The following is a 23,711-nucleotide window of genomic DNA, read 5'->3' as shown; positions in this document are numbered from 1 at the left end:
ACGATTTACGTCACATGTGACTGACAATAATTGTCACCCTTGCTCTGAGGTAAGATTCCCTTCTTCCTTGTCCTGGTTCATGAGTTTCATGGAGCATAAGGCAGCACACATGGTGCAGGCATCTTCCGCATCCATGGGGATAGCAGAGTCACGCAAACGTTTTGCCTTTTCGGGATCGAGGCAGGCTTCGATCTGGCCTTCCCAGTCGAGGGCCTTGCGCTTTTTGGACATATTCAGGTCCTTGTCCCAGGCGCCTTTCACCCCTTTTGCAAGATCACCGGCATGGGCGGCAATTCTGACACCCATGACCCCTTCATGAACATCCTCGACAGTAGGAAGCCTGAGGTGCTCGGCAGGGGTAACATAACAGAGAAAGTCAGCCCCGGCAGCAGCAGCAATACTTCCGCCTATGGCTGAGGTTATATGGTCGTACCCTGGGGCAATATCCGTAACCAGCGGGCCGAGAACATAAAATGGAGCGCCGTGGCAAAGCCTCTTTTGCAGGAGAATATTGGCCTCCACCTGGTTAATGGGCACATGCCCCGGCCCTTCGATCATCACCTGAACACCGGCCTCCCAGGCCCTTTCCGTGAGTTCACCCAATATGAGTAGTTCCTGGATCTGCCCCCTGTCCGTTGCATCGGCAATGCAGCCAGGCCTGAAACCATCGCCAAGGGAGAGCACGGCGTCATACTTTTTGGCAAGATCTAGAAGTCTGTCATATTGCTCGAAAAGAGGATTTTCCTTTTTATTCTTCTGAATCCATTCCGTTAAAAAGGCGCCACCACGGCTGACCACATCCATTACTCTTCCTTCGGCCCTCAATCGACTGACAGATTCTCTTGTAACACCACAATGAACAGTAATAAAATCGACACCGTCTTCCAGGTGTTTTTCTATACCGGCAAAGATCTCATCCTCAGTCATCTGGAATATAGGCCGCCCCGAATTAAAGGTCTCCAGCGCTGCCTGGTAGAGGGGAACCGTTCCGATAATAACAGCAGATTCCTTCATCACTCTCTGACGAACAAGGTCTACATCACCCCCTGTAGAAAGGTCCATAACAGCATCAGCTCCCGCCTTGACGGCTACTCTCAGCTTTTCAAGTTCGCAATCGAGTTCCTTAATGTCCCTTGATGTGCCGATATTTGCATTTACCTTCGTTTTAAGACCCTTGCCTATACCGAGAGGAGGGACTGATTTGTGCTTATTATTTCTGCATACGACAATGTTCCCGTCAGCGATACCTTGTCTTATAAATTCAGGATCAAGCCCTTCCTGAAGAGCAACTTCTTTCATTTCGGCCGTAATATTGCCTTTCCGGGCCTCTATTAACTGTGTCATCTTTTACTCCTTAGTTAAGTCGTTTAGAAGAAGCCAGGTCAACCAACCTTTCTGACTCTCCTTGAATATCTTTCGCTCCAATGATGGCCGATATAAGCGCCACGCCATGTGCGCCTGCCCGAATTACTTCCTTAATATTGTCAACATTTATCCCTCCGAGCCCATAAACAGGAATGTTAATAGCGTCCCTCACCTCTTTTAGCCTGTCAAGCCCCTGCGGCTCTCCATAAGCAGCCTTGGAAGGCGTATAATAAACAGGGCTGAAGGTAACAAAGTCGGCCCCCGCGCTTTTTGCCTCTTTTGCTTCATCAATTGAATGGGCAGAAAAGCCGATAATTTTATCATCTCCCAGAACCGATCTTGCATCTTCAACAGAGAAAGAGCTTGCCGGCAAGTGGACCCCCTCTGCTTCGACTGCCAGCGCAACATCGATGCGGTCATTAACGAGCAGCTTTGCGCCGTATGCTACAGTTAGGCCCTTTATTTCCAGCGCAAGTCTTAACAGGTCCCGTACCGGGAGGTCCTTTTCTCTCAACTGGACCATCCTGACGCCACCTTTTAGCGACGCCTCTATCACTTCAGCAAGCGGCCTGTTTTTGCTCTGTAACCTGTCTGATATAAGGTAAAGGACCGGCAGTTCTTTAATTGATCCCGTCATCCGGCTTAAGCAATTGCTATAAAATAATAAGGCTTATTCAATGATTCCTTCAATAGGGCTGCTCGCTGTCGCATAAAGCTTCATAGGCATTCTTCCGGCAAGGTAAGCCTCTCTGCCTGCTTCAACAGCCTTTTTCATAGCGCTTGCCATAAGGATGGCATCTTTGGCTGCAGCTATTCCCGTATTCATGAGCACACCGTCACAGCCCAACTCCATTGCAATGGCAGCGTCACTGGCCGTTCCAACACCGGCATCAACAAGAACAGGCGCTTTAGCATCTTCAAGGATAATCTTGATATTATAGGGATTTCTTATGCCCAGTCCGCTTCCGATAGGCGCTCCCAGAGGCATAACGGCAGCACAGCCGATATCTTCAAGCTTTTTCGCCGTAATGGGATCGTCGCTGGTATAAGCCATCACAATAAAGCCTTCCTTAACGAGGACTTTAGCCGCTTCAAGGGTGGCAGGTATATCAGGAAAGAGCGTTTTTGTATCACCTAAAACCTCAAGCTTCACCATGTCCCAGCCACCTGCTTCCCTGGCCAGACGGCAGGTCCGAATAGCATCATCAGCCGTAAAGCACCCTGCCGTATTGGGGAGGATGGTGTATTTCTTCGGGTCCACATAGTCGAGGAGGTTTTCCTCTTTATTATCCGTAATATTGACACGCCTCACGGCCACAGTAACTATTTCAGCGCCGGACAGTTCGACGGCTTTCTTCGTCTCTTCAAAATCCTTGTATTTTCCCGTTCCGATAAGCAGGCGAGAGTTGTATTCCCGACCTGCAAGAACCAGTTTATCATTTCCCATTGTTATTTCTCCTGATTAAGTTTTTTTCTTTCATCCGCCGCCAACCATCTTGACAACCTCCAATGCATCACCTGCTTTAAGCACCGTCGATTCATGGCTGCTTCTCGGTATGATTTCCCGGTTAAGTTCTACGGCTATGCCCATAGCCGGAGTTTTCATCTCTTCAAGAAGCGATTTTATCGTGGTCCCTTCCCTCACTTCTTTCAGGTTTCCGTTTATTATGATTTCCATTTTTCCCCATCCATATTGTTTGCTAAAAGTAAAGATCCCGCTTGCCTGCATCTATCTCTTTAAATTTTGCAAGGGTTGCTTTTTTCAACTTCTCGTCGGAAATGAGAGAGACATTCCTTTCAATTACCTCATTACATATAGCCGCAGAGCCGTTTGCATGATCAATGACATACTCCTTGAGAGTAAGCAGCGCATTGGGCAGACAATACCTCTCCATCTCCTGGTGAGAAACGGTTTCAGTAAAGCTCCTGCCTGTTCTCCCCACCCTGTAGCATGAAGTGCAAAGGGACGGCAAATGCCCCGTTGAGGCAATATACGCGACCATCTCTTCCAGCGATCTGTGGTCACTGGTCTTGAACTGGGACGCGTCAAAGCGCTCAGCATCCTGTGAGTAGCCACCGGGGTCTGTTCTGGAACCGGCGCTAATCTGCGATACACCGATATGGAGAAGCTCGTCGCGAAGAACGGCAGGTTCTCTTGTCGTTACAACAACACCGGCAGCAGGAACGGCCAGCCTGTAAAGGGCTACGATGAGCTTGAATTCCTCGTCAGAGACGGGGTGAGGCGCTGAAGCTATGGGAGAACCGACTGTCGGCTGCAAACGCGGCACAGAAATGGTATGGGGCCAGGCGCCGAACTTTTCGAAAAGGTGTCTCGCATGTGCAATGAGCGCCAGAACCTCGTAACGCCAGTCATAAAGGCCAAGAAGCGCCCCCATGCCAACATCATCAAAACCGGCCTCCATGGCCTTATCCAGGGCATACAGGCGCCTGCGGTAATCCTTTTTAGGCCCTGTCGTATGCATTTTGTCATAGGTTTCTTCGTGATAAGTCTCCTGGAAAACCTGAAAAACACCAACACCCGACGCTTTTAACGCTTTAAGTTTATCAATGGGCATGGGCGCCGCATTGACATGAATAATACGCATGCCCGTGTTCTGGTAAATGGCTTTAACAATTTCAACAATCCTCTCGATAGAGGAACTTTTAGGTGACTCACCTGCCACCAGAAGGAGCCTGTTAAAACCTGTCTTCTCCAGAAGGCTCGCTTCCCTGATAGCATCCTCCACAGAAAGAGAATTCCGGTCGACCTCAATATTATCCTTCCTGAATCCGCAGTAGAGACAATTATTTATACAATCATTGGTCAGGTATAATGGCGCAAAAAGGACGATCCTGCTACCGAAGCTCTTCCTTTTCACCTCACCCGAGGCCTGATAGATTTCATCAAGGCAGACACCTGCCCTGCCGGCTCTCATGAGCAGGGCCGTCTCCTCAAGTCCTATCCCTTTGAGTTCCTTCGCTCTTTCAAGAGCCGCCAAAACTTCCACTTTTGAGGGAAGATCCTCCCTGTCAATCAGTTTTTCAATTAAATCCGCATTAATTATCTTTTTCATTAAATTCCCCATGGTTCAAATAAAAAAGCCGCTCACAAAAGGAGCGGCTTTTCAGCTTATTATAATGGGGTATTTCCCCTTGCCGCTTCCCTCCGCCGGCATTACCCGGTTCAGGTTCAAGGGGTCGTTTCACTTAAATCAAAACTCTCAGCCATACCTGGCACCCCCAGCTTGATAGGCAACTTTAACAAATATTGAGAATCAAGTCAATTAGAGTCGCAAATAATTTACTAACGGAGTCCGGCAAGGTTAACCTTCCTGCCGAGAGGAGAGTAAAGATGAAAAAAACTTTACGGAAGAATGAATGCCTTTAGTTTACAGTGTAATCCATTGGTTTATCTATTGGTTTCACGGGGCTTTATAGCATTGTCAGTAAAGCAGGAAAGTTACCTTAAAACCCGTCTCCCTTTGCCAGCAAATCCTTCACCACATGTAGAAACTGTACAGCATTTCCCATAAAATATTTGGCATCGCTATTTGAATATTCAACTAAATAATGAGAATCTTCCTTAAAGGTAAGGGCTCTTAGTAAAACCATAATCCATTTTATCTCGATAAGGCCCTGGTCGGCAAAGAGATGATCAATACCGCCAATGATGCATGAGAGGCTCTTCCCCTCATATCCCCTGGAGCATAAAAGCGCCCTTGCGCTATGAAACAGTGATTGGCACGCAAGAATAGTAGCCCCCTTGTAATGCTTCTGAGAGTAACTCAACCTTGCATTATCCAGGTCTTCCAGGGCGGAGCTTAATTCCCTGCCTCTTTGTTCCTGTGCATTTTCTGAAAGATAAAGGCTTTTTCGTTCTATCGATTTTTGAAATGCCTGACTCAATATTCCCACCCCCCGCTGGCAACGCTTTATTTTGACTCTAACACCTCTTATCAAGAAGTAAAACATATTTTTTTCAAGTGTCAAGTTTTTTGAAATTTTTCTTGCTCCATACTTCAACTGCTCACCACTTCCTTGCTTTAATATTTTCAGAGTAACACTTTCTATGAATACAAATGACCTTTTCCGGGGGCTGTCATCAAAAAATATATTTCATTGATAGCAGTTTTTTGTGAAATTACAGGACAGAAGTAAAGAGGCACTTCATAAGTTACGGGAAATCGATTCTCCCCTGGCAAGCGCTCAATCCCTTTGCCGGGGTTCATTGTTTTCATTGGCAGAGGCAGGCTTTATCATGAAGAGTATATCCACCATATTTCTTACATATTGCTCATCAGTAATTCCTATTAATGCTTCTTCCGGAAAGTCCACGATGGAACGAAAATGTCGGGCTATATTTTTAAAAAGCTCGACTCTCGCCTCCGGTTCCAGTTCATCTCGCCTTAAAAGCGCCTGCAAAGCAATGTTTGCCTCTTTTGGAGAGACTTTCTGGCGAAAGCGCGTCGCAAGGTGGGGATACTCACGAAGTGAGTTATACTTTCCCGACATGATCTGGTCCAGATCAGGATCAGCTATCCTGGGATTTCTTACAACAATCGTATTGGCAGCAAGATCACCAAGCCGCTGCGCCCGGCGGCTAAAAAGGCAGACCGTACCGCCGATAAAGTAAAAAAGGGGCAAACTGTCTACAAACCGTAAGATATTTCGTATAATTACCTGGCTTTCCCTGAGGCGCAAGCCCCTCACATCCATAACCCTGAGACGTAATAACCGCTTTCCGATTGTCTGGCCTCGCCAGTACCATTCCATTATAATCCCGTAGCCAATAGAAATAAAAAAATAGGCGATAAGTATAAGGGCTCTTGAAAGATCAATACTTATGACTTCTGCCAGAGACAGCAGTTGGTTGGAAAGAGTCGTGGCTGTTATGATACAGGCCAGATCTATTCCCCAGGCAAGAAATCTTATGATGGGACCAGCCAGCAAAAGTGAAAAAACGATTCCCTCGGGCGTTCGGATAAGGAGTGTATTGGTCTTTGTCTCACTTGGGCGGGGCCACTGTGTTCCTCCCGGTTCAGCCAATGTCTTTACCTCTCATATCTTCTGGGGAGATTTTTTTGGATTTTGTCACCCCTGTTCCGGCCAGGCATAAAAATAGAACCAGGAGAATCAATTCAACAAGGGCAAAACCTATCTTAATAGAATAGGGCAGCACCGGTTCATGATACTGGGAAATAAAAGCTTCTATAAAACCGGCCCAGACCATCATCAAGCCCACACATGCACTAAGGGTTACAAGGTCCCCGGATATTTCTCTTAATCGCATACTCAGTGTATTGCGGCGTCCCCAACCGATAAAGGCACCGGCAAGAACAAGCCCCGCCTGTCCGGCAATAAGAATTGCCGGAATTTCTATAACACCATGGGGAGAAAGCCAGGCCAGAAGGAAAGAAGCCTGACCTGCCCTTACATAATCGAGGGCAACGGCGCCAAGGATGACGCCGTTATAAAAAAGCATAATTACCGTACCGATACCCCAGGTAACTCCAAGGCTGATCGTAAAAAGGCTGACCCTTGTATTATGGGTCATATAAGCTGCCGCACCGGTCGTTTTTACTCCTTCCAGGTGGTCCTCGGAAACACTCTCTTCTTTGGCTACCCTTTCTGACGGATCTATCTGAAGATGGGGGAAGGGCATGAGGATTTCTTTTGCATCAGGGTCAAGTACGACAGCGCCTCCGCCAAAAGCCATCCCACCCATTGTAATGAAGAGGGATAGGGCAAAAGCTTTAATGTTTTTTCGAAAGGTTCTCGGTAAAGTGCGGGTAAACCACTTGAAAGGAGAGCGGACAGGCCGGGAACTTCTCGTTTCATGAATTTCGCAATATGCTCTTCCCACAAGAGATTCGAGATAACGGTGAATTTCCGGCTCGGCAGAAAAGGTTATGATCTTTGCAAGGTCGGCTGATGTTCTCTGGTAAAGATAGTAGAAACGCTTCATTTCTTCAAGACTCATCCTGTAAGCCGGATCACCGGATATTTTCTCGAGAATTTTATCCAGTTCCGCCCAGAAAACTCTCTCCTCATCAATAAATTTTGAGAGATCAATGATCATAATAGCTGCCTCTGCTTGATAGACATATACTGGTGTACCATATCTGTGCTCATTCTTTCCTTGTCCAATAAGGAGAACCTGACCCCTTTGCTCCTGAGATTCCTTTTCATTTCCATAATGTTGTGCCAGAACATATGTCCTCCCAGACTGCTATAGAGGTCATCCATAGAATCAGCCCGGTTATTGGAAAACATGGGGTGAATCCCGTCAGGTCTCAGCATATTTACCAAAACGAGGTGTTTACGGCAGAGAAGGCCAAGGTTCTGTTCAAAATTTTCAGCCAGTACGGGATCATCGAGGCTGGTAAGGAAGATCAGCAGGGCACGGCGCCTTAACCTGAGTCCGATAAAGGTAGAGAGTTCGTTAAAGTCGGGATTAACCGACTGTTCCCGGAGGCAACAGAGAAGGTCGCGGCATGCCGTATAATGTCCGCTGCCATTTTTTGCTCTCATAAAGCCATGTACCTTATCACTGAAAGTAATCAATCCAAAAAGGTCACCCTGGCGTTGTGTGACGCTGCCCATAATGAGGGCGGATTTGATGAAGTGCTCCAACATGGAGTCAGCCTCTTGCTTTTTAGCTTTTCCAGGCGAGGTACTCTTTTCCCCCTCATAACACATGCGTGTACTAAGACGCGAAGCATCAACAATGACATATACCTCCTGTGTCCGTTCTGTCCGGAAAATCTTGCTTACAGGATGGCCCCTTTTTGCCGTGCCTTTCCAGTGTATCTGATCATAACTGTCACCGGGTATATATTCGCGGAGTTTTTCAAACTCTCGTCCCTGCCCTACCTGTCTCTGGGCATGAATGCCGAGATTGCTCCTGTTTAGAAAAAGGGCGGCAATATTTTTTCTTTCACCCATAAGATTGGGATAAACCCTTGCCTCAAAAGCGGCAGGCAGGGTGCTTCGTATATGCCAGAGGCCCAGTGATGAAGGAACTTCGGCATAACACTGATTAAAGGTGTGCGTCCCTCTTTCATGAGCAACGCAGTTCCAATGAAAAAAGAACTCTTTAGCATCATGGGACAGGTTTATTTGAATATCTTCTTTATCCACCTTCATATGGTGTGGAAACTCCAGTCCCAGCCTGAGTCTTTTTAATGAGTTATCTGTCCTTTTCAACAGGAATTCTATTTTTCCCTCATTCGACCGGGTGAGATATACCGTTTCCGGGAACTCAAGGCTAAATCCAGGGGTCCTCTTCTTTGAAAAAGCGGCATCAAAAACAGCAATAGAAAGGAACAGAACAGATGCCACCGCCGCAGGCAGGCCGAAAGAAGGGATTGCAATACTTAAAAGAGCCAAGGGCATGGTGGTTAGGGCCGTTAGTAAAATAAGCCTGTTCGCGGGAACGATCATCTTGGAACGCTGACCTTCTTGAGAATACTCTCAATGACTTCCCGTACGGATAATCCTTCGATTTCATAATCAGGCCTTAATACAATACGGTGTTCAAGCACGGGAAGGGCCATATACTTGATATCGTCAGGCGCCACGAAATCGCGGCCACTAACAGCAGCATAGGCCCTTCCGGCAAGAAGAAGGGCCTGCGTTGCCCGGGGTCCGGCGCCGACAAGCACACTTTCATGGCGCCTTGTTTCAGCTATAATATCAACGATATAAGCAATCAATTCTTCCTTTACAAATATCTGTTCAAGGCAAGTTCTAAGGTTGGCAAGTTCTTCCACACCGATAACCTTTTTTACCTCTCCTTTTGCAAGAATTCTTTCAGGAGATGATTCATCGAGGGTTCTTTTGGCCAGCGATAATTCTGCGGGCCTGTCGGGGTAATCCATGGTAATTTTAAACATAAACCTGTCTTTTTGAGCCTCAGGCAAGGGATAAGTCCCTTCATATTCTATGGGATTTTGTGTCGCAAAAACGGTAAAGTTTGGAGAAAGTTCATGTGTTACACGGTCAATGGTAACGGCCCTTTCCTGCATGGCCTGGAGTAAGGCCGATTGCGTCTTGGCCGGTGCACGATTAATTTCATCGGCCAGCAAAAAAGAAGTGAATACGGGACCCTTAACAAGAGTAAAGGCATTTTGCTGCATGTTAAATACGTTCGTCCCCGTCACGTCAGCAGGCATCAGGTCAGGTGTAAACTGTATCCTGGTAAAATCTGAACCAAGGACATGTGCCAGAGTCTTTACAAGAAGCGTCTTGGCCACACCGGGCACTCCCTCTACCAGGGCATGATGTCCCGTAAATATAGCAATCAGTGATTTATCAACGGCATCATCCTGACCGATGACGACTTTTGAAACCTCTTCTTTCACATTCTGGAGCACTTCTTTCAGGTAATCCGTATTATTATTCATATTTTATATTTCCTCTCTGACAATAGTTTACTTATTCTTCTATAGAGATCGATCTGGTCTAGCTTCCCCCGGCCATTATTCCCTGATTCCTCCATTAGGGCGCGAACGTCACGGACTCTTCCCTTTTGCACATGCCCCTCCCTGCCCATACTTTTTTCCCATTCCCTGAGGCAAACGGAGAGGATAGTTCCGGCAGGAATTGTCCGCTTTAACAGGCCTTTGAAGCCCGTCAGATGATCTCTTCCCGGATCTGCTCCTTTTTGTCCTCTCTCAGAGGATTCTTCCCGCTGAGGAGGAATAAAACTGACGGAGTTCCTCCAGATAAACAGAAGAGCAATCAATAAAAGAGAGGCCAGGAGGCCTTCCATACCGTATTTCCTGGCCAAAGAAGCGACACCGGGGCTATTACTTACCCCCAGATGTGTTTCATCTATGATAACCCGGCTGTTTGGCCCCATAAGCCATGCCAGCAGTTCCACCTCTTTTTTTCCTGTGAGTGCCTCATTACTTGTAAAGTAGCTATCGGCAACGAGCACGATTGATCCCCTCCCCAATGCCCTCTCCATGACAACGGGAAGATCATCTCTGCTGTAAATGGTTTTCCACTGATCTCCCCCTTTTTCAAAATAGAGGTCTGAATGAATTTCAATCAATTGGGGAAGCCCTTCATTCTCTACAGTAGAAAAGGCGCTGTGTATTCTATGCTTGTCATCATCCTCAGCAGAGCTTAAATAAGTCTCGAATTGCCAGCTTTTTTTAATAGAAACAAAACCCCGTGCTTCCTCTTTTATCTCTTCTGTCTCTTTTATCTCTTCTGTCTCTTTTATCTCTTCTGTCTCTTTTATCTCTTCTGTCGTAGAGTCATTTATATTACCTTCATTATCGCCGTCCTTATCACCTTCCTGTAAGGGCTCTTCTTTTTCTTTCGTCTCAGCTTCACATTCGCAACCCTGCTGGGGATAAAAAAAGAAGAGGAGTCTTCCTCCCCCTGCTGCTATTGATTCAAGATGACTTACCTCATCTTCCGTGAGGGAACTGAGCCTCCCTCTCTTCATGCCAATAAAAAAGAGCGTCGCCTCCTCCTCTTCACTCATCCTCGAAAAAGAACGGTAATTGCGGTTCACATCGATCCCGTCCAGGTTATCAAGACTTTCATAAAGTATTTTTGTCCCCAGGGGATCTGCCCGCAGTGATGAGTACCGGGGATAAACGTCACCCCACTCGAAACGAAGAGCAAAGAGATTTATTAAAGCCACAACAAAGACAGATATCAATATGACCAGTATTACTCTCTCTTTATTTTTCATGATAAGCCATGATCCTCTCCTGGTTTTCTTCAAAACCTCTTACCAGATCTGCCGTAATTTCATGCATGCCATACCAGATTTTTTCAAAGGTCATCATATTCAGGGAAAAGGCACTTACCAGGTCCGGCAAAGCGTGGGCCCTCCTCTTTAATTCATTCTCATATTCACGATTCGATTTAAAAGAGGCAACGCTTAACTTATTCTGCGCAGAAAGGTGTGACAGACTCGCCAGATAGAAGGCACGAAGAGCAAAGCGGTGATTGCCCTCTGCCATTAACTTCCTCCCCATTTCGAGCCAGCTGTTAGCCGGAAGCTCATCGGCAGAGATATCTTCGCTGGCAAGGTCGGGCGCTTTCGACCTTGCCATGCCTGCTTTTACCGGCTCAGGGAGTTTGAATTGCTTAAAACGCCGCCATCCGATAATGGCCAGCATTGATGAAACAACGCATAGTAAAGCGTACATAAGGTAGTGAACAGTCATTGTGCGCTCTTTTGATTCTTTATTGTGCCCGGCCTTTGGTTCAAAGCGTTTCAAAATTTCTTCAATCCATTTGAAGACTTTTTCAATCCAGCCTTTAACAGGTTTGAACCAATCTATTATCGTCTCCACACTCCCTTTCAGGAAGGAGAGAAAAAAGCCTTCACTCTCCTCTTTTTTTTGCTTAACTCTCGGCATTCTCCATCGGTATTCATGTTTTTCAATGATTTCATCGATAGAATGGGTGAGCTCTCCAGCGGATACAACTCTTTGCCGGGAGGGAGTGTCATCAGCCATGGCCCGAGTCTCCATGCCCGTATTAAGCCCCACAATGAGTATTACCAGAAAAGCAGCCAGGCCCTTCCCTGTTGAAGTGATTCTTTTCAGATCACTCTTCAGGTCAGCTCCCGTTCTTAATGACTCGCCGTAAAATGAGCGCAAAACATAGATACTTTTAATGAGGGGATCGACAATCAGGTAGGTTATGCTCCATGTGACGGCGAGAAAAGTTGTGTTAAGTATGGTCCATCCCGCTCTCGAAAAAACGGTCTCAATACCGAAGAAAGTATTGATCATGTGAGGCGCAAGATATAAAAGGGTCACAAGATTGAAAAAGACAAAGCCCCAGAAAAAAGACAGAATTAATAAGGCAACATGATTCTGTTTCGAAAAATATGACCCATGCCGGAAACCGCTACGATAGAGATTTTTCATACCCCCTCCCTTGCCGCAACCAAGGAGGGTAATACTCTGGTAAAAAGCATAGCACCAACCAAAAGGTAAGGTTATTAGCAAGGCTATAGGCAAAACGATAAAACCTGTTGGCTGAATGAAAGTCTGTTCCGTGATCATGGCGCAGACTCTTGAAAAAGTCCATCCTTCCCCCCCATCACCGCATACGACAGACCAGAGTTGCCGGGAAAAGACCGTTTGCCAGCATTTCATCCATATAAAAAGGAGGGCAATGATAAATGCCGACTTTACATTCCGCTCAACGGCAAAGGGGCTGCGGCTCATATCGGCCCAGAAGTAAAGAAATCCAAGGACAAAAGGAATGCTCCCCATGTAGTACGTGAGCAGCATTTTAGCTTCTATATTGCGGAGCAAATGGGTCGCTTCTTCTATAACTTCAAGTGCGCCCATGCCTTCTGTTCTCTGTGTTTTTCTGCTCATTCACCGGCCTCCCACTTTTCCCATATGGTACCTTCATGAAAAGAGGAAGGTGTTGAAAGAAGGACAAGACTCACAGAATAGAAAAGGAACCAGAGTAAAATAAAACCGAGAAGAAACTGTCCGGTACTTGCAAAAATACCGAAACGAAAGCCTTTCTTTTTTTTAGGAGTGAAAAGCTTGTCAAGGCAGGAGGAACATAAAAGGCGGTCATCGTGCTCTACAACACATTCACGGCAATAATAGCTGCCGCACTCAGGGCAGAGCGCAACTGCCTCCCGTTCACTATGATTGAAACACCGCTGTTGAGTAAGGCCGGTCATCCTATTGAGCCGTTCACACTATATCTTCATACTGCAAAGGAGGAGGCTCGGAAAGAGCGGGAATTTCCCCGGCAGAAGAACGAAGCAGGGCAAGCCCTGAAGCGCTCAGTAATAATGAAGAGACAATACCTGTGACGAGGAGCGCCATATAATAAGGATCGTCAAAAGGTGAACGTGCGCTCATGATTTCAATCTGTTTCCATTGATTGTTCATTGCCTCGGGATTTTCCATGGCAATGAAAATGACATTATAAATGTAGCTGGCAAAATACATGACAACGATATAGGCCATGGTAATCCAGGTAACCCGCCTGACTCCCTTTCCGAGGGCGCTGTTATGTTGCTTAATGAGCGAAAGGATTGCCAGCACACTGATTGCAAAGAAAAAAATAAGCGAGAGAAAGCTCACAAACATGTTATTTTGGAAAAAGCTGACCAGGCCGAGAAAGGCGTCAATAAGCAGGATAAGGAAAAGGAATTTATGAAATTTCCCCCTATAGCCGGACGGCTTTTCCCCGGACCTGGGCTGAGGGGCCGGTAATATCTCATGTGAGATTTCTTGCGACAAATGGCGTATTTCTTCAGAAGAGAGTTTTCCCTGCACCTCTTCAATAAATGGTTCCAGTAAAGAAATAACTTTTACCGCTTTTTTCAGGCGACCCAATGAAGGCAGCTCCTCACGGCCAACAGCAGTATGAATACTTGTTACGCATGACTTACCGCGAATAATATTTATGATGAGACAAATAAGAAAAATGACAGAGATAAACCAGACAAGGGGTGAGACGTAAAGCTCCAAAGTCATGGCAATGGCGCCCCAAAAAAGCGCTAAAATAATAAAAATAAAACTCCATATGACGCTGACTGCTGTTTTCCTTATGGTAAAGGCCTGAATATCCTTGTAATAAAAGCGCTTGTATTCTTCAAAATAGCCAAAATTGAGTACGCTTAGAATGTGGTCCTTTCCCCGCCAAAGTCGCGCGCGTATGCCGACAATAGAGATGATACTCCCTCTTTTTAAACCACGTCCCGGTAGCTTAATATACTCTTTTGCCCTGGCTGCCATTATAATTCATGCCCTCTTCAGATTAGTTCCGGTATAATATTCATAAAAAACAATGTCCATCCCATTATCTGCAAAGACGATAAAATGAATGCAAAAATAAATTTGATTTTAGTCCGGGGAATAATGCTCGATGGCGCCTTCCAATAGCGGATGGAAAAAAAGAGACTCACCGGTGCAGTGATTAGAGTTACCCAGAAAAAGAGCAGGGGCATAATTGACAGCGAAAGGGCAATATCGTCATATAATGTCCTGTGATTTTCAAGGGTCTTCAACTTACCTTTTTTCTTGCCGCTGTCAATACAAGTGGGACAAACATGCTTTCCACCCAGTTCAACATCGCAGAGGGCGCAGAGAAAACGTCCACATTCAGCACAGGGAACAATTGCTTTTTTCCCGGGATGATAAAAACAGCCGGCCTCATTTTCGGCAAGAATATGATCTTCCCTGTCAATCTCCCCCTTTTGGGCAAAGAGAGCAGGAAAGACCATGGCCCGCATTGAAACCCCACAATTGGGGCAGGCCATCATCTCCCGCACATTCAACATTTCCGCCGGAAGGGCTCTTTCACATTTACTGCAGTTTATCACCGATTATAGTCCTTAAAAGATTGCCTTATTTTTTAACGACCCTCGTTGAACAGATTCTATCGTGGAGTGACCTTTTTTCTTCATCAAAAGCTGCCATAAAGTAACCGATTCCAAGAATAAGTCCGCTTAGCATCTCGGCAAAGTATCTTCCAAAGGCCCTGCCATAACTAATACTCTCACCTTCAGGCGATACGACAATAAGACCAGCGGCCATCTTCCCCGGCGTTGCCTGGTATTTTCCCAGAAAATAGGTATTATAAAAAATAGGTATGGCAAATTGTACAAATACGATGGATAAAGCCGCCGCCGCACTTTCCGGATTATCCTGAATAAGAAAACCCAGGAGAAAAGCAAAAGCCAGATAAGCAAGACTGGTTATAATATTATCAAGAAACTTGGCTCCAAACCTGATCCAGAATCCCCCATATTTCATTGTACTTGCAGTGCTTCTGCCTTCCTTCACCTTCTGGAAAAAGGCCGGTTTGCATGATGCACAAATAACCAGTTTGCCATACTTGACGGTTTCATCAGCGGGGAAAGAGCCGCCGCATTCGGAGCAGACAAGGGGCCCCACACCCACCGGCTCGGCTGTTTTTACTTCAGGCACACCGGGATTGATCTCTCCGTAAGGCGTCCAGTTTTTCATGCCGTCAGCCCAGACGAGAGTCGACGGAGTTATTTTTCCTTCACCTGCCAGTTTTTCTATATCGTCCTTCGTTAAGGGACCTACTTTCTCTTTGCCAACTGCATAAAACCATCGCATAATGTCGCCTCCTCTTTAAAATAGTTTAATTAAAAATGTTTTAAACATTAATGCAAAATCCAGGCCCACCAGGGATGGCTCAATACCTTCAAAATCATAGAAAATCTATGTCCAATTGAGAATACACCCTGTTAAAAGGTCAGATTTTTTCGACATCTCTTTCCCGGTATTTTTCAGACTAAACATTAGAACTCTTCTTTGGTATTTATATCAACAAAGCAAACCTTTTATCAAGCTCCATCTATAAAAAAGTTTTATTATTTCAAAATGTTAATAATTCTCCTCTCGAAAAGCATTAAAGTTTGAAACAGTAATTTGCTCTCTTTTGTATTTTAGCTGAAAAGGGGAAATGCAGTTAACGCAGTTGAATAGAGTTGATAATCTTGGAAGTGGCAGCAGGGTATGAATTTAGAGTGTAACATCCAGGTTTCACAGGGCTTTCAGTAAATCTTAGCTTCACCCATAGAGGGGCATTTTTTGGAAGTGCTGTGGAAACAAGAGCTTGCACTGGAAACCATGATCCAACGCAGTAGTGTCCGGTTAGGATTTTGCAGAAATTTAAGCCCCCCCTCCCTTTCAAGGGTCTCCATGTCCTTTATACTCCGCAGGGGGTGCTTGAGGGTAGAGGGTTGGGTTGGGGATGGGTTAACATGGAAATGGTATCAAAAAATAATAACCCATCCCCCTCCTGACCTCCCCCTTGAAGGGGGAGGACCATGGAGCAATTTCCTAACCGGACATTGCTGGTTCCAACGGCTGTTTCCAGGTCTAACGTTGAGAAGCTGAGTTTAATAAGGTTATATCAATCTTTAGATAGAAGCCGACAGAGCAACGACAGCATTCACAAGAACATAGCCTGCCACAAAGATGGAAAGTGATAAGCGGTCAACCTTTTGGGCCAATGCCCCCTCACCATCTTTATTGGTAATAAGCATAGAAATAATCGTACCGAGTAATGTCAAAAATATGGTCGTCATTCCCAGGCCGTTAATCATGTCTGTCATTGTTCTAAGGCCAGCTCCGGGCAATTCATTGAGACTTATATAGCTGCTGGCAACAGAGGCAAAAAAAGCCCCCACACCGAGGCCGATACGATCTCCCGATGTTGGTGAAAAGAAAAAAGCAAGTAAAGCGATGGCCACCGATGCAAAGAGGCCCTGGAACATTTTAAAATAAAGCCCCCAGTCAGGCCTTTTTATCCATATGCCATAAACAAGCTGTGAATATACCCCCTGATCTTCTGAAAAACGCGGGTCTCCCCGGTTCGTTTTATAAGCATGCAGTTTTTCTATCACTTTTGTGTCGTATATTTCATAGCCGGGGATATTTACCCTGGAACTTAAATCAGAATTCTCAGTGTCGGCAATGTACCGGATCTGCTTCCAGCCATAATCCCTGTCCTCAATTCTAAGGGTCAGCAAATGATCATCCAGAGGATAACGGGTAATATTAAAAAACTTGGTAATATTGGCTGTGACGCGATAAAGTTCATAAAATTCTTTACTTTCTTTGATAGAAACCAATTTTTCCTTTGATTGAATATCACCGTTAATAACCTGAAAAGTTTCACCCGGCTTTAGCTCCTCATCACTCCATTTAAACCATATATAAAAATCCGCCGTCCATACCGTATCTTTTGTGGAAAGATCTAAAATACGATCGATATAAATACCTGTACGAACTCTTCCGGCGCTATTATTCCTGCCCGCTTCTATTTGAGAGACTTTGACGGACGTGCGGCCATCTTCTTCCCGATTCGGATCAAGCCTCTCTTCATGACGCAAAAGGGATTCCTGTTTATTCAGGTAAACCGTCTCCCATGACAGGTATCCGACAATGAGGTAAAATCCGGCCAGCAATACAGCCCAGGAGGCTAATACAATTTGCTTTTTCTGTTCATTCATTTTTATCTGCCCATTCCCGCTTTAAAATTTATTAATAAAATTTCCATGTCGTAATACCGAAAAAAACGCCCAATATGCTTGGCCAATAGGCGACCTTGTAAAGAAGGCCATTTTCATATTCGAAGAACCTGCTTTCTATATTGAGGGCTACCCTGAAGGCATTCATAGGCGCCAGCAATATGATGCCATAGATAACAAAGAAGAAATACTCAAGGTAAAATATCTCGCCAATGGAAATATTTTTACGAATAGCCAGGTGGGAAAAAACAACGACGAAGAAAACGGAGACGCAGATGCTCAGCACCCGGCTTATATCTATACTGCCGGGCAGCAAGGTAACGGAAAAAAGAATAATAGTAACAACGATAAGGGGCGTAAGGTTTGAAATAAAGGCGTCAACAAAAACCCGCTTCATTCCGATTTCATAATAAAGCGCAGGAAAATCATCCTGGTCAAAGTTCTGTTTTATGCCGAAGTTGGTATTAACAGGCGTTTTCTTCAACATAAAAAAGGTATCCGTCAACTCCCAGCCGGGAATAAATACCTCCTTGTCAAGGCCCGGCAATAATGATGCCGCCAACAATTTATAGGCATCCAGGTCGGGGACGAGAAAAAGGTTCTGGTCCGTCTCCCATGGTAAAATCTGTATACCGATGTGCTCTACCTCAAGAGGATAGCGTGAATAATCGAGTTGTGTACGCAGATCAGCCTGGAACTGGGAGTGGACAATCTCCTCATCTCCCACTTTGTGAATATCCGTTTTAGTGATTTTAATATTTTTGGCACGGCCGATATGATATTTTTTCACCATATGGCCGGGAAAAGAAGCAGGATATTTCTGCCATATGCGGCCTGTCACTGTCACGTCATTGGCGCTGCCCGGTTTGATGGCATCGATAAAAATACCGGTGGGAATATAGGTGGGAGGAGAGAGCTTTTTCTTCTCCATAAGTTTGTCATATTTTTTTACTATTGTTCCAAGCGCGCTTTTATGGGTTATCTTTTTGCCGGAACCGTTATCAAGCGCATTGTAGGTAAGCGCCAGTTTCCAGATGGCGGCAATACCAATAACAAATAAAAGGGAAACAAACAGGGACAGAGCCCAGGCCTTTAAGGGATTACCAGGCTGCACCTTGAGAATAACCGCTGCCAGCGAAGATAAAAAAGCTATAGCAGACAGTATGATCCATATGACCTGCTTTCTAAGGGCATCGACGTCGACCTGTACGTCATCCCTGATGAAGGTATTTTGCAAGGACCAGCCCGAAAGGGGAACAGGTTCAAAGATAAGCCATGACAGCTGACCCGTTGTCGTACTAACATGATCGATTACCCCACTTTCTCGCAGGGCGGCTTTTTTAGCCAGCATCAACCGGTCATCATCATTTTTCTCACCGGCAATATCAATGAGGTTCTTATGTTCCAGTACATAATTATAATTGGGATGATAGAGGTAATTCCCCTCCCGCGTCGTCAATGCGCCGAAACCGCTTGGGCCGATATCTAAAGACTCAATAATGTTTCTCATACGGCTCATGGAGATATCAATGGTAACAAGCCCCTTCGGTATTTTTTCATCTCCTTCAGAATTTTCCGCATAAAAGAGCGCAGAGAAGGTTGTCATATAAGTCTTACCCGCTTCATCCCAATAGGGCTCCCCCCAGCGATTCCCTTTAAGCATGGGCTCTACATACCAATCATAGTCAGATTTCGTATAATCATAAAGCTCATCAAGCTGGACATATTCAAGAGTGTCACTGTTGCCCGACTTTGAATAGTAGGCTGAATAGAGTTTTCTTCGGGAATCGTAACCATAGGGCCTGAAGGTAATGGTTCCACCATAAAAATTGGGATTCTCAAGCAGCATCTCTTTCAGGTGCTCATGCATATTTTCCCTGCTTATTTTACCGCTGCTGAGTCCCTCTGCCAGAGCAGCAGCAGACTCCATGGTCTCCATAAGAATCTTGTCAATCTCTTTTGCCGCTTCGGAAGTCAGCTGGACCAGTTCCTCCCTGGCCGACTGGTAAACAGACTTTTTAAAAGCCACATGTTTATATACAAGAAAGGAAGTGAGCAGAAAAAAACTTATACAAATAAGCCATAAGCTTTCCCCTGCCAACCTTGCCGCTTTAGAAATCATTAATTAAACTCCATTTTTTCATTATGCAGGCAGGGGCAGGGATAAATGGCACAGGCATGCAGAATCATAGGCGCAGAGGTTCGATACATATTCAGGGTTTACAATAGTCAGCCCTTTTTAAAGCCGATTCAACTTCATAAGATAAGCCGGGCGAAAGTATAAACTCACTGAGATTCGTCTTGATCCTTTTGCCCTTTACCCTTTGCTCTTTCAGATGTAGCAGACATTACATTGTTATACACCTTCATCAACCTGTTTATGGATTCCGAGCCACCTGCCAGCATTGAACCCGTTAAGAGTATATCGACGACAGTGAAAAGTCCCTCTTGAAAGTCTTTCTCACATTTAAACTCCACTATATTGCCCAGTACGCGAACGCCAACCAGAGAAACAAAGATGCCGATCAAAAGTCCTGCCCACAGTGCGATAAACCTTGAATCAACACGGTATGCTACTCTCTTATCCTCCACATTATCGAGGGACTCTCTTGCCGCAGATAAGTTATTATTCGCTTCTTCCCCTTTACTATTGCTAACATTATCAGGAAGTTTTTCCAATTCCTTTTGCTTAAGTTCAACATCCCTGCGGCTCTTTTCAATCATACGGTCAAGGTTGTCCGCACCCTGGCTGCGCCAGACGGAAAGAAACATCTCTATGGATCGTTCAACAAAAAGAGCAATTAATATAAGAGAGCCGAACATGGTGGGCAAATTTATCTGGTCTGCCGCTTTGAATCCAAGAACGCAAGGCCTGAGAACATAAGCAATGATCAGGATTGCAATAAGAACAATCAGGCCGATAGCCCGAATATTAGTTTGTTTGACCGGATTTATTTTGTCGGCTAAATGATCCATGACAGTTTCTCCTATAATTGCTTTATCTTTTATTTCTTAGGCAGTTTCATAAATCTGCTTCAAAATCCCAGGTATCTCATGATGCTCTTCATACCAGATGGGCCTGATCCCCAATTGTTCCAACACATAGGTTTGCAGTTCCTCATCAAGCCTTTCTACCTGTCCAAGAATCTTGATAATTTCATACATGTAACGAGGTCCTTTAATACCGAGTGCACCGAAGTTCAGGTCGGGCTCTTCAGATTTTCTCCCCGGCTTAAGTGTGAAGACCGTATCCAGCATATTTCCGTCACTTTTAAGGCCGCTTCTTTCAAATTTATCAAAATACTTTTTTGCATTTTCATGAATCTTCTCAAGTTCTTCAGGAGGGGGAGGTTCAAACTTTTTCTTTTGAAGCAATGCATAATTCTCTGAATCAATAGGCGCATTGGTAATGGCATCGAGGAGCCGCCTCATATTTCTGTCTGATAAAGAGAGTCCTATCATGAGACCCACTGAACCGGACATAGCCTGGATTTGCACGAGATTTGCCCATGAATAGGAATCGCGGGCCGACAAATGATACTGGTCTTCCGTAAAAACGATCTCTTCAGGATCGGACCCCGGACTGTCATCGAGGGGCACAAGACCATGAACATGGTAGACGGGCAATTTGCCCGAATCGAAGTCTATTGCATTGAAAATAGAATGGAAAGCATAGTCTTTAAGGGCAATTTCCAATAAATTGTCGTAATTATAGGTAATGACCGATTTAACACCCTTCGCTCCGGGCGAACTCTTTTCACAGAGAGTTGCAACAGCGTCGAGCGTTTGATTGCCGGACCTGAGAGCATCAGCATGTATATCCTGCCGTGTCCCATCGGCATATAAAAAGCCGCCATACAAAGTTTCACGAATACTTTTTAGAAATTCATCCTGCCCGTTCGCTTTATCAGAATAATATTTGCGAAGCTTTCTTGCCGTTATCTCCAGAGGTTCATGGTTGCGGTCCAGATGCCATTCAGCAATTGCATACAAATAATTCGAAAAAGGCCGCCAGCCTCCCAGCGATTGCTCACTGGTGGCCGAATAATACATGGATAAAACCAGTTTTTCCCAGGTAGGCAATCCATTGCCTGCCGAAAGGCCGGCGCCAAGATAGAGGGAAAGATTATTTTTAGTAAATGCTTTTTTAAGACGCGCTATTTCTTCTTCCATAATCCGGTTCTTTGATCAGTGATGAAAATTTTCTAATCACTCCTCACAGCGCCGCTCTAACGGAAGCGGCAAATATATTAAGGGCAGCATTAACTGCTTTCTGGGCAAATGCTTTTGTCATTATTTGCATTGTTAAAAGCTCCGCTTCGACAACCTTCTTTTCCCGCTCTATTTCCATGTTGAAAATTTCATCGTCGATTTCATCAGCGGCCCTTGCCAGAGCCAGTTCCTTTAAGGATTCTTCTTTCCTCTTGAGCACTTCTTTTGTAAACGCCTTTATATCACCGATACTATCGACGACTTCACTATTCGCGGCATCAGCCATTTGCTCCAAAACATCTTCAACATTAAATCCCATCATTCCCTCCGCAGATAAAGTGTTTATTGCTTTTTAAGATCCTCCCCTATAGCCATAGCCGTAAATACCCTGTTAAACTGCTTCCTGTGCCTTTTGGCCTGAAAGTCAGAAAATCCATCCTTCTTTTTATGCAATTCCCTGTCTTCCACCCATAAGTCCAGCGCAATCCTTACCTGTTTTGTCGACGCCTTGTTTAAAGGACGAATTTCATTCTTCATAACGAGTCCTCTAATATCGGCCTCGATTTCGTTGTATGCGCTTTTGAAGCTGGAATATTTCCTGTCATCACCGTCCCTATCGAGCAATTCCCCCCAAAATATATCTACCTTTTTGGCAATTTCTACAATCTCTTCCTTAATACCGGCGTCATATTCTGCAACATACTTAACAGTACATCCGTTTAAGAGCACTAAAAATAGCGCCGCCAATACATTTATCGATAAAATTTTATACCCTGTTTTCATCGTGAACCTCCTCTTTTTGAAGTTATATTTATTTGAATCCCTGGCGGCGCACTCCACATGGATTGCAAGGGGGTAATTGACTTGAAAGAGCTATCTCCAGCCTTAAAGAGCGGTGAATGCCTCCTGACCTTTATTTTTTTTACAGTGCAGTCCTTAACTTCCAATGATTACTATCCAAAACCAGACAAGCTGCACCCTACACTTTGCCGGCGTCCTCCAGTGAATCCTCTGACTCCATCATTGCGCCGGGCATGACGTCTACTATCATGTCATTGATTTTTTTCTTTACATCCTCGGCTTTGGCGCCGACGCCGATGGCCTGCTGGAGATTGACCAGGTTGGAGGCCATACTGACCTGCTGCTGGCTTTGAACTTCTGCAAGGTTTGCCTTTAGTTCCTGTTCTTTGGCCGTAATCTGGTTCTTGGCGCTCCCCATAAAGAGCGACTGGAAGGTTTCAACCAAACGGCTTAAAATAGTATAGGTCAGATCTGCTGAAAAACCGCCAAGCATGGCAAGAAGCGGTCTGACGATGCCTTTTTCCAAAAAGTCCACGTCACCACCTACATTCATTTTGAAATACTCTTCAGAAACCATGACGGCAAGCACCAGGCCGGCAATGAGGCCCAGAAAGAACCTGATCCAATAGGAAGCATGATAGGTGGGGTCGAAAGTTCCTTTGGTAATATAGGAGTTTGCTGTGTAAAGTCCGGCAAATGAAGCCCCCAGTCCTGCAGCGGCAAGGTAAAAGAGAAGATTTAAAAGCAGGTCGGGACCGAATTGAGACATAATGTTCCCACCCTTTTCACTGACAGCTTCAGTCATAGCCAACATAACGAAGAAGGTCAGTGATAAAATAGCGGCGCCCATCATCTGCCGAATAAGTGAAACAGGTCCCAGAAATTTGAAAAATCCCTTCGCCTTTTGCTCCATATCGAGGAGAAGAATGGTTCTGGGCTTGGCAGGCTCCACGATTTTGACCAGCATTCCGTGGGCGACAACAAGCTCACTGATTTCCATGTCTTTTCTGACTTTCGCCTCCTCTTCAATGCCTGCATCATCTTTAACGGTAAAACTTTCAATTGTTTTTAAAGCAGCAGCCGGCACCTTGTTTCCGTCGGCAAGGGCGTATTCAGCCATTGCCCGCGCTTCCCTGTATAACTGATCACGCAGGTTCAAGCGCGCATAGGGATTGTATGTGCTCTTTTCTTCCATAAATCCTCCTTTTAAATGATGACAACTGTTTTAATTCCTTTCCCTCAAGCCTCACCTTCACTCTTTTTTTCAGTCATGCCACCCCCTTCTTTATCTTTATGACCCCTAATAGTTAAT

At 45.2% G+C, this 23,711-nt stretch carries 23 protein-coding genes and 1 riboswitch; all 23 genes read right to left on the bottom strand.

All coding sequences use genetic code 11. From position 1 onward, the window contains the following. Positions 1-33 precede the first annotated feature (33 nt). A complete protein-coding gene (thiC, locus tag OEV42_02665; GenBank protein MDH3973160.1) occupies positions 34-1,344 on the bottom strand; it encodes a phosphomethylpyrimidine synthase ThiC in 1,311 nt (436 codons plus the stop codon). Positions 1,345-1,354: 10 nt separating this feature from the next. Then, a complete protein-coding gene (gene thiE, locus OEV42_02660; protein ID MDH3973159.1) occupies positions 1,355-2,002 on the bottom strand; it encodes a thiamine phosphate synthase in 648 nt (215 codons plus the stop codon). 33 nt (positions 2,003-2,035) lie between these two features. After that, on the bottom strand, positions 2,036-2,812 hold the full coding sequence (locus tag OEV42_02655) for a thiazole synthase (GenBank protein MDH3973158.1): 777 nt from the start codon (positions 2,810-2,812) through the stop codon (positions 2,036-2,038). 30 nt (positions 2,813-2,842) lie between these two features. Continuing rightward, positions 2,843-3,043: a sulfur carrier protein ThiS gene (gene thiS / locus OEV42_02650; GenBank protein MDH3973157.1), complete on the bottom strand. Its 201-nt coding sequence runs from the start codon at positions 3,041-3,043 to the stop codon at positions 2,843-2,845. 22 nt (positions 3,044-3,065) lie between these two features. Further along, entirely contained in the window at positions 3,066-4,439 is a 1,374-nt protein-coding gene (gene hydG, locus OEV42_02645) for a [FeFe] hydrogenase H-cluster radical SAM maturase HydG (protein ID MDH3973156.1), read from the bottom strand. Positions 4,440-4,509: 70 nt separating this feature from the next. After that, a riboswitch (TPP riboswitch) is annotated at positions 4,510-4,617 on the bottom strand. A 213-nt stretch (positions 4,618-4,830) separates the two neighbouring features. Beyond that, positions 4,831-5,271: a HEPN domain-containing protein gene (locus OEV42_02640; GenBank protein ID MDH3973155.1), complete on the bottom strand. Its 441-nt coding sequence runs from the start codon at positions 5,269-5,271 to the stop codon at positions 4,831-4,833. Between the two features lie 300 nt (positions 5,272-5,571). Next, positions 5,572-6,411: an RDD family protein gene (locus OEV42_02635; GenBank protein MDH3973154.1), complete on the bottom strand. Its 840-nt coding sequence runs from the start codon at positions 6,409-6,411 to the stop codon at positions 5,572-5,574. Further along, positions 6,404-7,444 carry a stage II sporulation protein M gene (locus tag OEV42_02630; protein MDH3973153.1) on the bottom strand — a complete coding sequence of 347 codons (1,041 nt, stop codon included), beginning with the start codon at positions 7,442-7,444 and terminating at the stop codon, positions 6,404-6,406. Before OEV42_02630 ends, OEV42_02635 begins: the two co-directional genes overlap by 8 nt. Continuing rightward, positions 7,441-8,808: a DUF58 domain-containing protein gene (locus OEV42_02625; protein MDH3973152.1), complete on the bottom strand. Its 1,368-nt coding sequence runs from the start codon at positions 8,806-8,808 to the stop codon at positions 7,441-7,443. Before OEV42_02625 ends, OEV42_02630 begins: the two co-directional genes overlap by 4 nt. After that, positions 8,805-9,770: a MoxR family ATPase gene (locus OEV42_02620; GenBank protein MDH3973151.1), complete on the bottom strand. Its 966-nt coding sequence runs from the start codon at positions 9,768-9,770 to the stop codon at positions 8,805-8,807. Before OEV42_02620 ends, OEV42_02625 begins: the two co-directional genes overlap by 4 nt. Next, a complete protein-coding gene (locus tag OEV42_02615) occupies positions 9,767-11,077 on the bottom strand; it encodes a DUF4350 domain-containing protein (GenBank protein MDH3973150.1) in 1,311 nt (436 codons plus the stop codon). Before OEV42_02615 ends, OEV42_02620 begins: the two co-directional genes overlap by 4 nt. After that, entirely contained in the window at positions 11,067-12,728 is a 1,662-nt protein-coding gene (locus tag OEV42_02610; protein MDH3973149.1) for a DUF4129 domain-containing protein, read from the bottom strand. Before OEV42_02610 ends, OEV42_02615 begins: the two co-directional genes overlap by 11 nt. Further along, positions 12,725-13,048 (bottom strand): rhomboid family protein, encoded by a 324-nt coding sequence (locus tag OEV42_02605; GenBank protein ID MDH3973148.1) that lies wholly within the window; start codon positions 13,046-13,048, stop codon positions 12,725-12,727. Before OEV42_02605 ends, OEV42_02610 begins: the two co-directional genes overlap by 4 nt. A gap of 13 nt (positions 13,049-13,061) precedes the next feature. Beyond that, positions 13,062-14,114: a hypothetical protein gene (locus tag OEV42_02600; protein MDH3973147.1), complete on the bottom strand. Its 1,053-nt coding sequence runs from the start codon at positions 14,112-14,114 to the stop codon at positions 13,062-13,064. Between the two features lie 17 nt (positions 14,115-14,131). Continuing rightward, the gene (locus OEV42_02595) at positions 14,132-14,659 is read right to left on the bottom strand and encodes a hypothetical protein (GenBank protein ID MDH3973146.1); all 528 of its coding nucleotides are present in this window, start codon (positions 14,657-14,659) and stop codon (positions 14,132-14,134) included. A gap of 67 nt (positions 14,660-14,726) precedes the next feature. Then, positions 14,727-15,464: an RDD family protein gene (locus OEV42_02590; GenBank protein ID MDH3973145.1), complete on the bottom strand. Its 738-nt coding sequence runs from the start codon at positions 15,462-15,464 to the stop codon at positions 14,727-14,729. A gap of 809 nt (positions 15,465-16,273) precedes the next feature. Then, a complete protein-coding gene (locus tag OEV42_02585) occupies positions 16,274-17,368 on the bottom strand; it encodes a hypothetical protein (protein MDH3973144.1) in 1,095 nt (364 codons plus the stop codon). Between the two features lie 31 nt (positions 17,369-17,399). After that, on the bottom strand, positions 17,400-19,508 hold the full coding sequence (locus OEV42_02580) for a hypothetical protein (protein MDH3973143.1): 2,109 nt from the start codon (positions 19,506-19,508) through the stop codon (positions 17,400-17,402). Between the two features lie 164 nt (positions 19,509-19,672). Continuing rightward, positions 19,673-20,362, bottom strand: coding sequence for a hypothetical protein (locus tag OEV42_02575; GenBank protein MDH3973142.1), 690 nt, complete (start codon positions 20,360-20,362; stop codon positions 19,673-19,675). A gap of 36 nt (positions 20,363-20,398) precedes the next feature. Then, complete coding sequence (locus OEV42_02570) at positions 20,399-21,559, bottom strand: SIR2 family protein (protein ID MDH3973141.1); 1,161 nt, start codon at positions 21,557-21,559, stop codon at positions 20,399-20,401. A gap of 43 nt (positions 21,560-21,602) precedes the next feature. Then, positions 21,603-21,920 carry a hypothetical protein gene (locus tag OEV42_02565; protein MDH3973140.1) on the bottom strand — a complete coding sequence of 106 codons (318 nt, stop codon included), beginning with the start codon at positions 21,918-21,920 and terminating at the stop codon, positions 21,603-21,605. A gap of 20 nt (positions 21,921-21,940) precedes the next feature. Then, positions 21,941-22,381, bottom strand: a complete 441-nt coding sequence (locus OEV42_02560; GenBank protein ID MDH3973139.1) for a hypothetical protein — start codon at positions 22,379-22,381, stop codon at positions 21,941-21,943. Between the two features lie 196 nt (positions 22,382-22,577). Further along, positions 22,578-23,594, bottom strand: a complete 1,017-nt coding sequence (locus tag OEV42_02555; GenBank protein MDH3973138.1) for a hypothetical protein — start codon at positions 23,592-23,594, stop codon at positions 22,578-22,580. Positions 23,595-23,711 lie beyond the last annotated feature (117 nt).

It is taken from the genome of Deltaproteobacteria bacterium, assembly GCA_029860075.1.
In the GTDB taxonomy this organism is placed as follows: domain Bacteria; phylum Desulfobacterota; class JADFVX01; order JADFVX01; family JADFVX01; genus JAOUBX01.
Note: the sequence above shows the minus strand (reverse complement) of the source record. Positions and strands in the feature narration are given on the sequence as shown.

Coding starts and splice junctions, on each gene's coding strand:
- thiC (MDH3973160.1), bottom strand. CDS start 1,344: ATGACACAGTTAATAGAGGCCCGGAAAGGCAATATTACGGCCGAAATG.
- thiE (MDH3973159.1), bottom strand. CDS start 2,002: ATGACGGGATCAATTAAAGAACTGCCGGTCCTTTACCTTATATCAGAC.
- OEV42_02655 (MDH3973158.1), bottom strand. CDS start 2,812: ATGGGAAATGATAAACTGGTTCTTGCAGGTCGGGAATACAACTCTCGC.
- thiS (MDH3973157.1), bottom strand. CDS start 3,043: ATGGAAATCATAATAAACGGAAACCTGAAAGAAGTGAGGGAAGGGACC.
- hydG (MDH3973156.1), bottom strand. CDS start 4,439: ATGAAAAAGATAATTAATGCGGATTTAATTGAAAAACTGATTGACAGG.
- OEV42_02630 (MDH3973153.1), bottom strand. CDS start 7,444: ATGATCATTGATCTCTCAAAATTTATTGATGAGGAGAGAGTTTTCTGG.
- OEV42_02625 (MDH3973152.1), bottom strand. CDS start 8,808: ATGATCGTTCCCGCGAACAGGCTTATTTTACTAACGGCCCTAACCACC.
- OEV42_02620 (MDH3973151.1), bottom strand. CDS start 9,770: ATGAATAATAATACGGATTACCTGAAAGAAGTGCTCCAGAATGTGAAA.
- OEV42_02615 (MDH3973150.1), bottom strand. CDS start 11,077: ATGAAAAATAAAGAGAGAGTAATACTGGTCATATTGATATCTGTCTTT.
- OEV42_02610 (MDH3973149.1), bottom strand. CDS start 12,728: ATGAGCAGAAAAACACAGAGAACAGAAGGCATGGGCGCACTTGAAGTT.
- OEV42_02605 (MDH3973148.1), bottom strand. CDS start 13,048: ATGACCGGCCTTACTCAACAGCGGTGTTTCAATCATAGTGAACGGGAG.
- OEV42_02600 (MDH3973147.1), bottom strand. CDS start 14,114: ATGGCAGCCAGGGCAAAAGAGTATATTAAGCTACCGGGACGTGGTTTA.
- OEV42_02595 (MDH3973146.1), bottom strand. CDS start 14,659: ATGTTGAATGTGCGGGAGATGATGGCCTGCCCCAATTGTGGGGTTTCA.
- OEV42_02590 (MDH3973145.1), bottom strand. CDS start 15,464: ATGCGATGGTTTTATGCAGTTGGCAAAGAGAAAGTAGGTCCCTTAACG.
- OEV42_02585 (MDH3973144.1), bottom strand. CDS start 17,368: ATGAATGAACAGAAAAAGCAAATTGTATTAGCCTCCTGGGCTGTATTG.
- OEV42_02580 (MDH3973143.1), bottom strand. CDS start 19,508: ATGATTTCTAAAGCGGCAAGGTTGGCAGGGGAAAGCTTATGGCTTATT.
- OEV42_02575 (MDH3973142.1), bottom strand. CDS start 20,362: ATGGATCATTTAGCCGACAAAATAAATCCGGTCAAACAAACTAATATT.
- OEV42_02570 (MDH3973141.1), bottom strand. CDS start 21,559: ATGGAAGAAGAAATAGCGCGTCTTAAAAAAGCATTTACTAAAAATAAT.
- OEV42_02565 (MDH3973140.1), bottom strand. CDS start 21,920: ATGATGGGATTTAATGTTGAAGATGTTTTGGAGCAAATGGCTGATGCC.
- OEV42_02560 (MDH3973139.1), bottom strand. CDS start 22,381: ATGAAAACAGGGTATAAAATTTTATCGATAAATGTATTGGCGGCGCTA.
- OEV42_02555 (MDH3973138.1), bottom strand. CDS start 23,594: ATGGAAGAAAAGAGCACATACAATCCCTATGCGCGCTTGAACCTGCGT.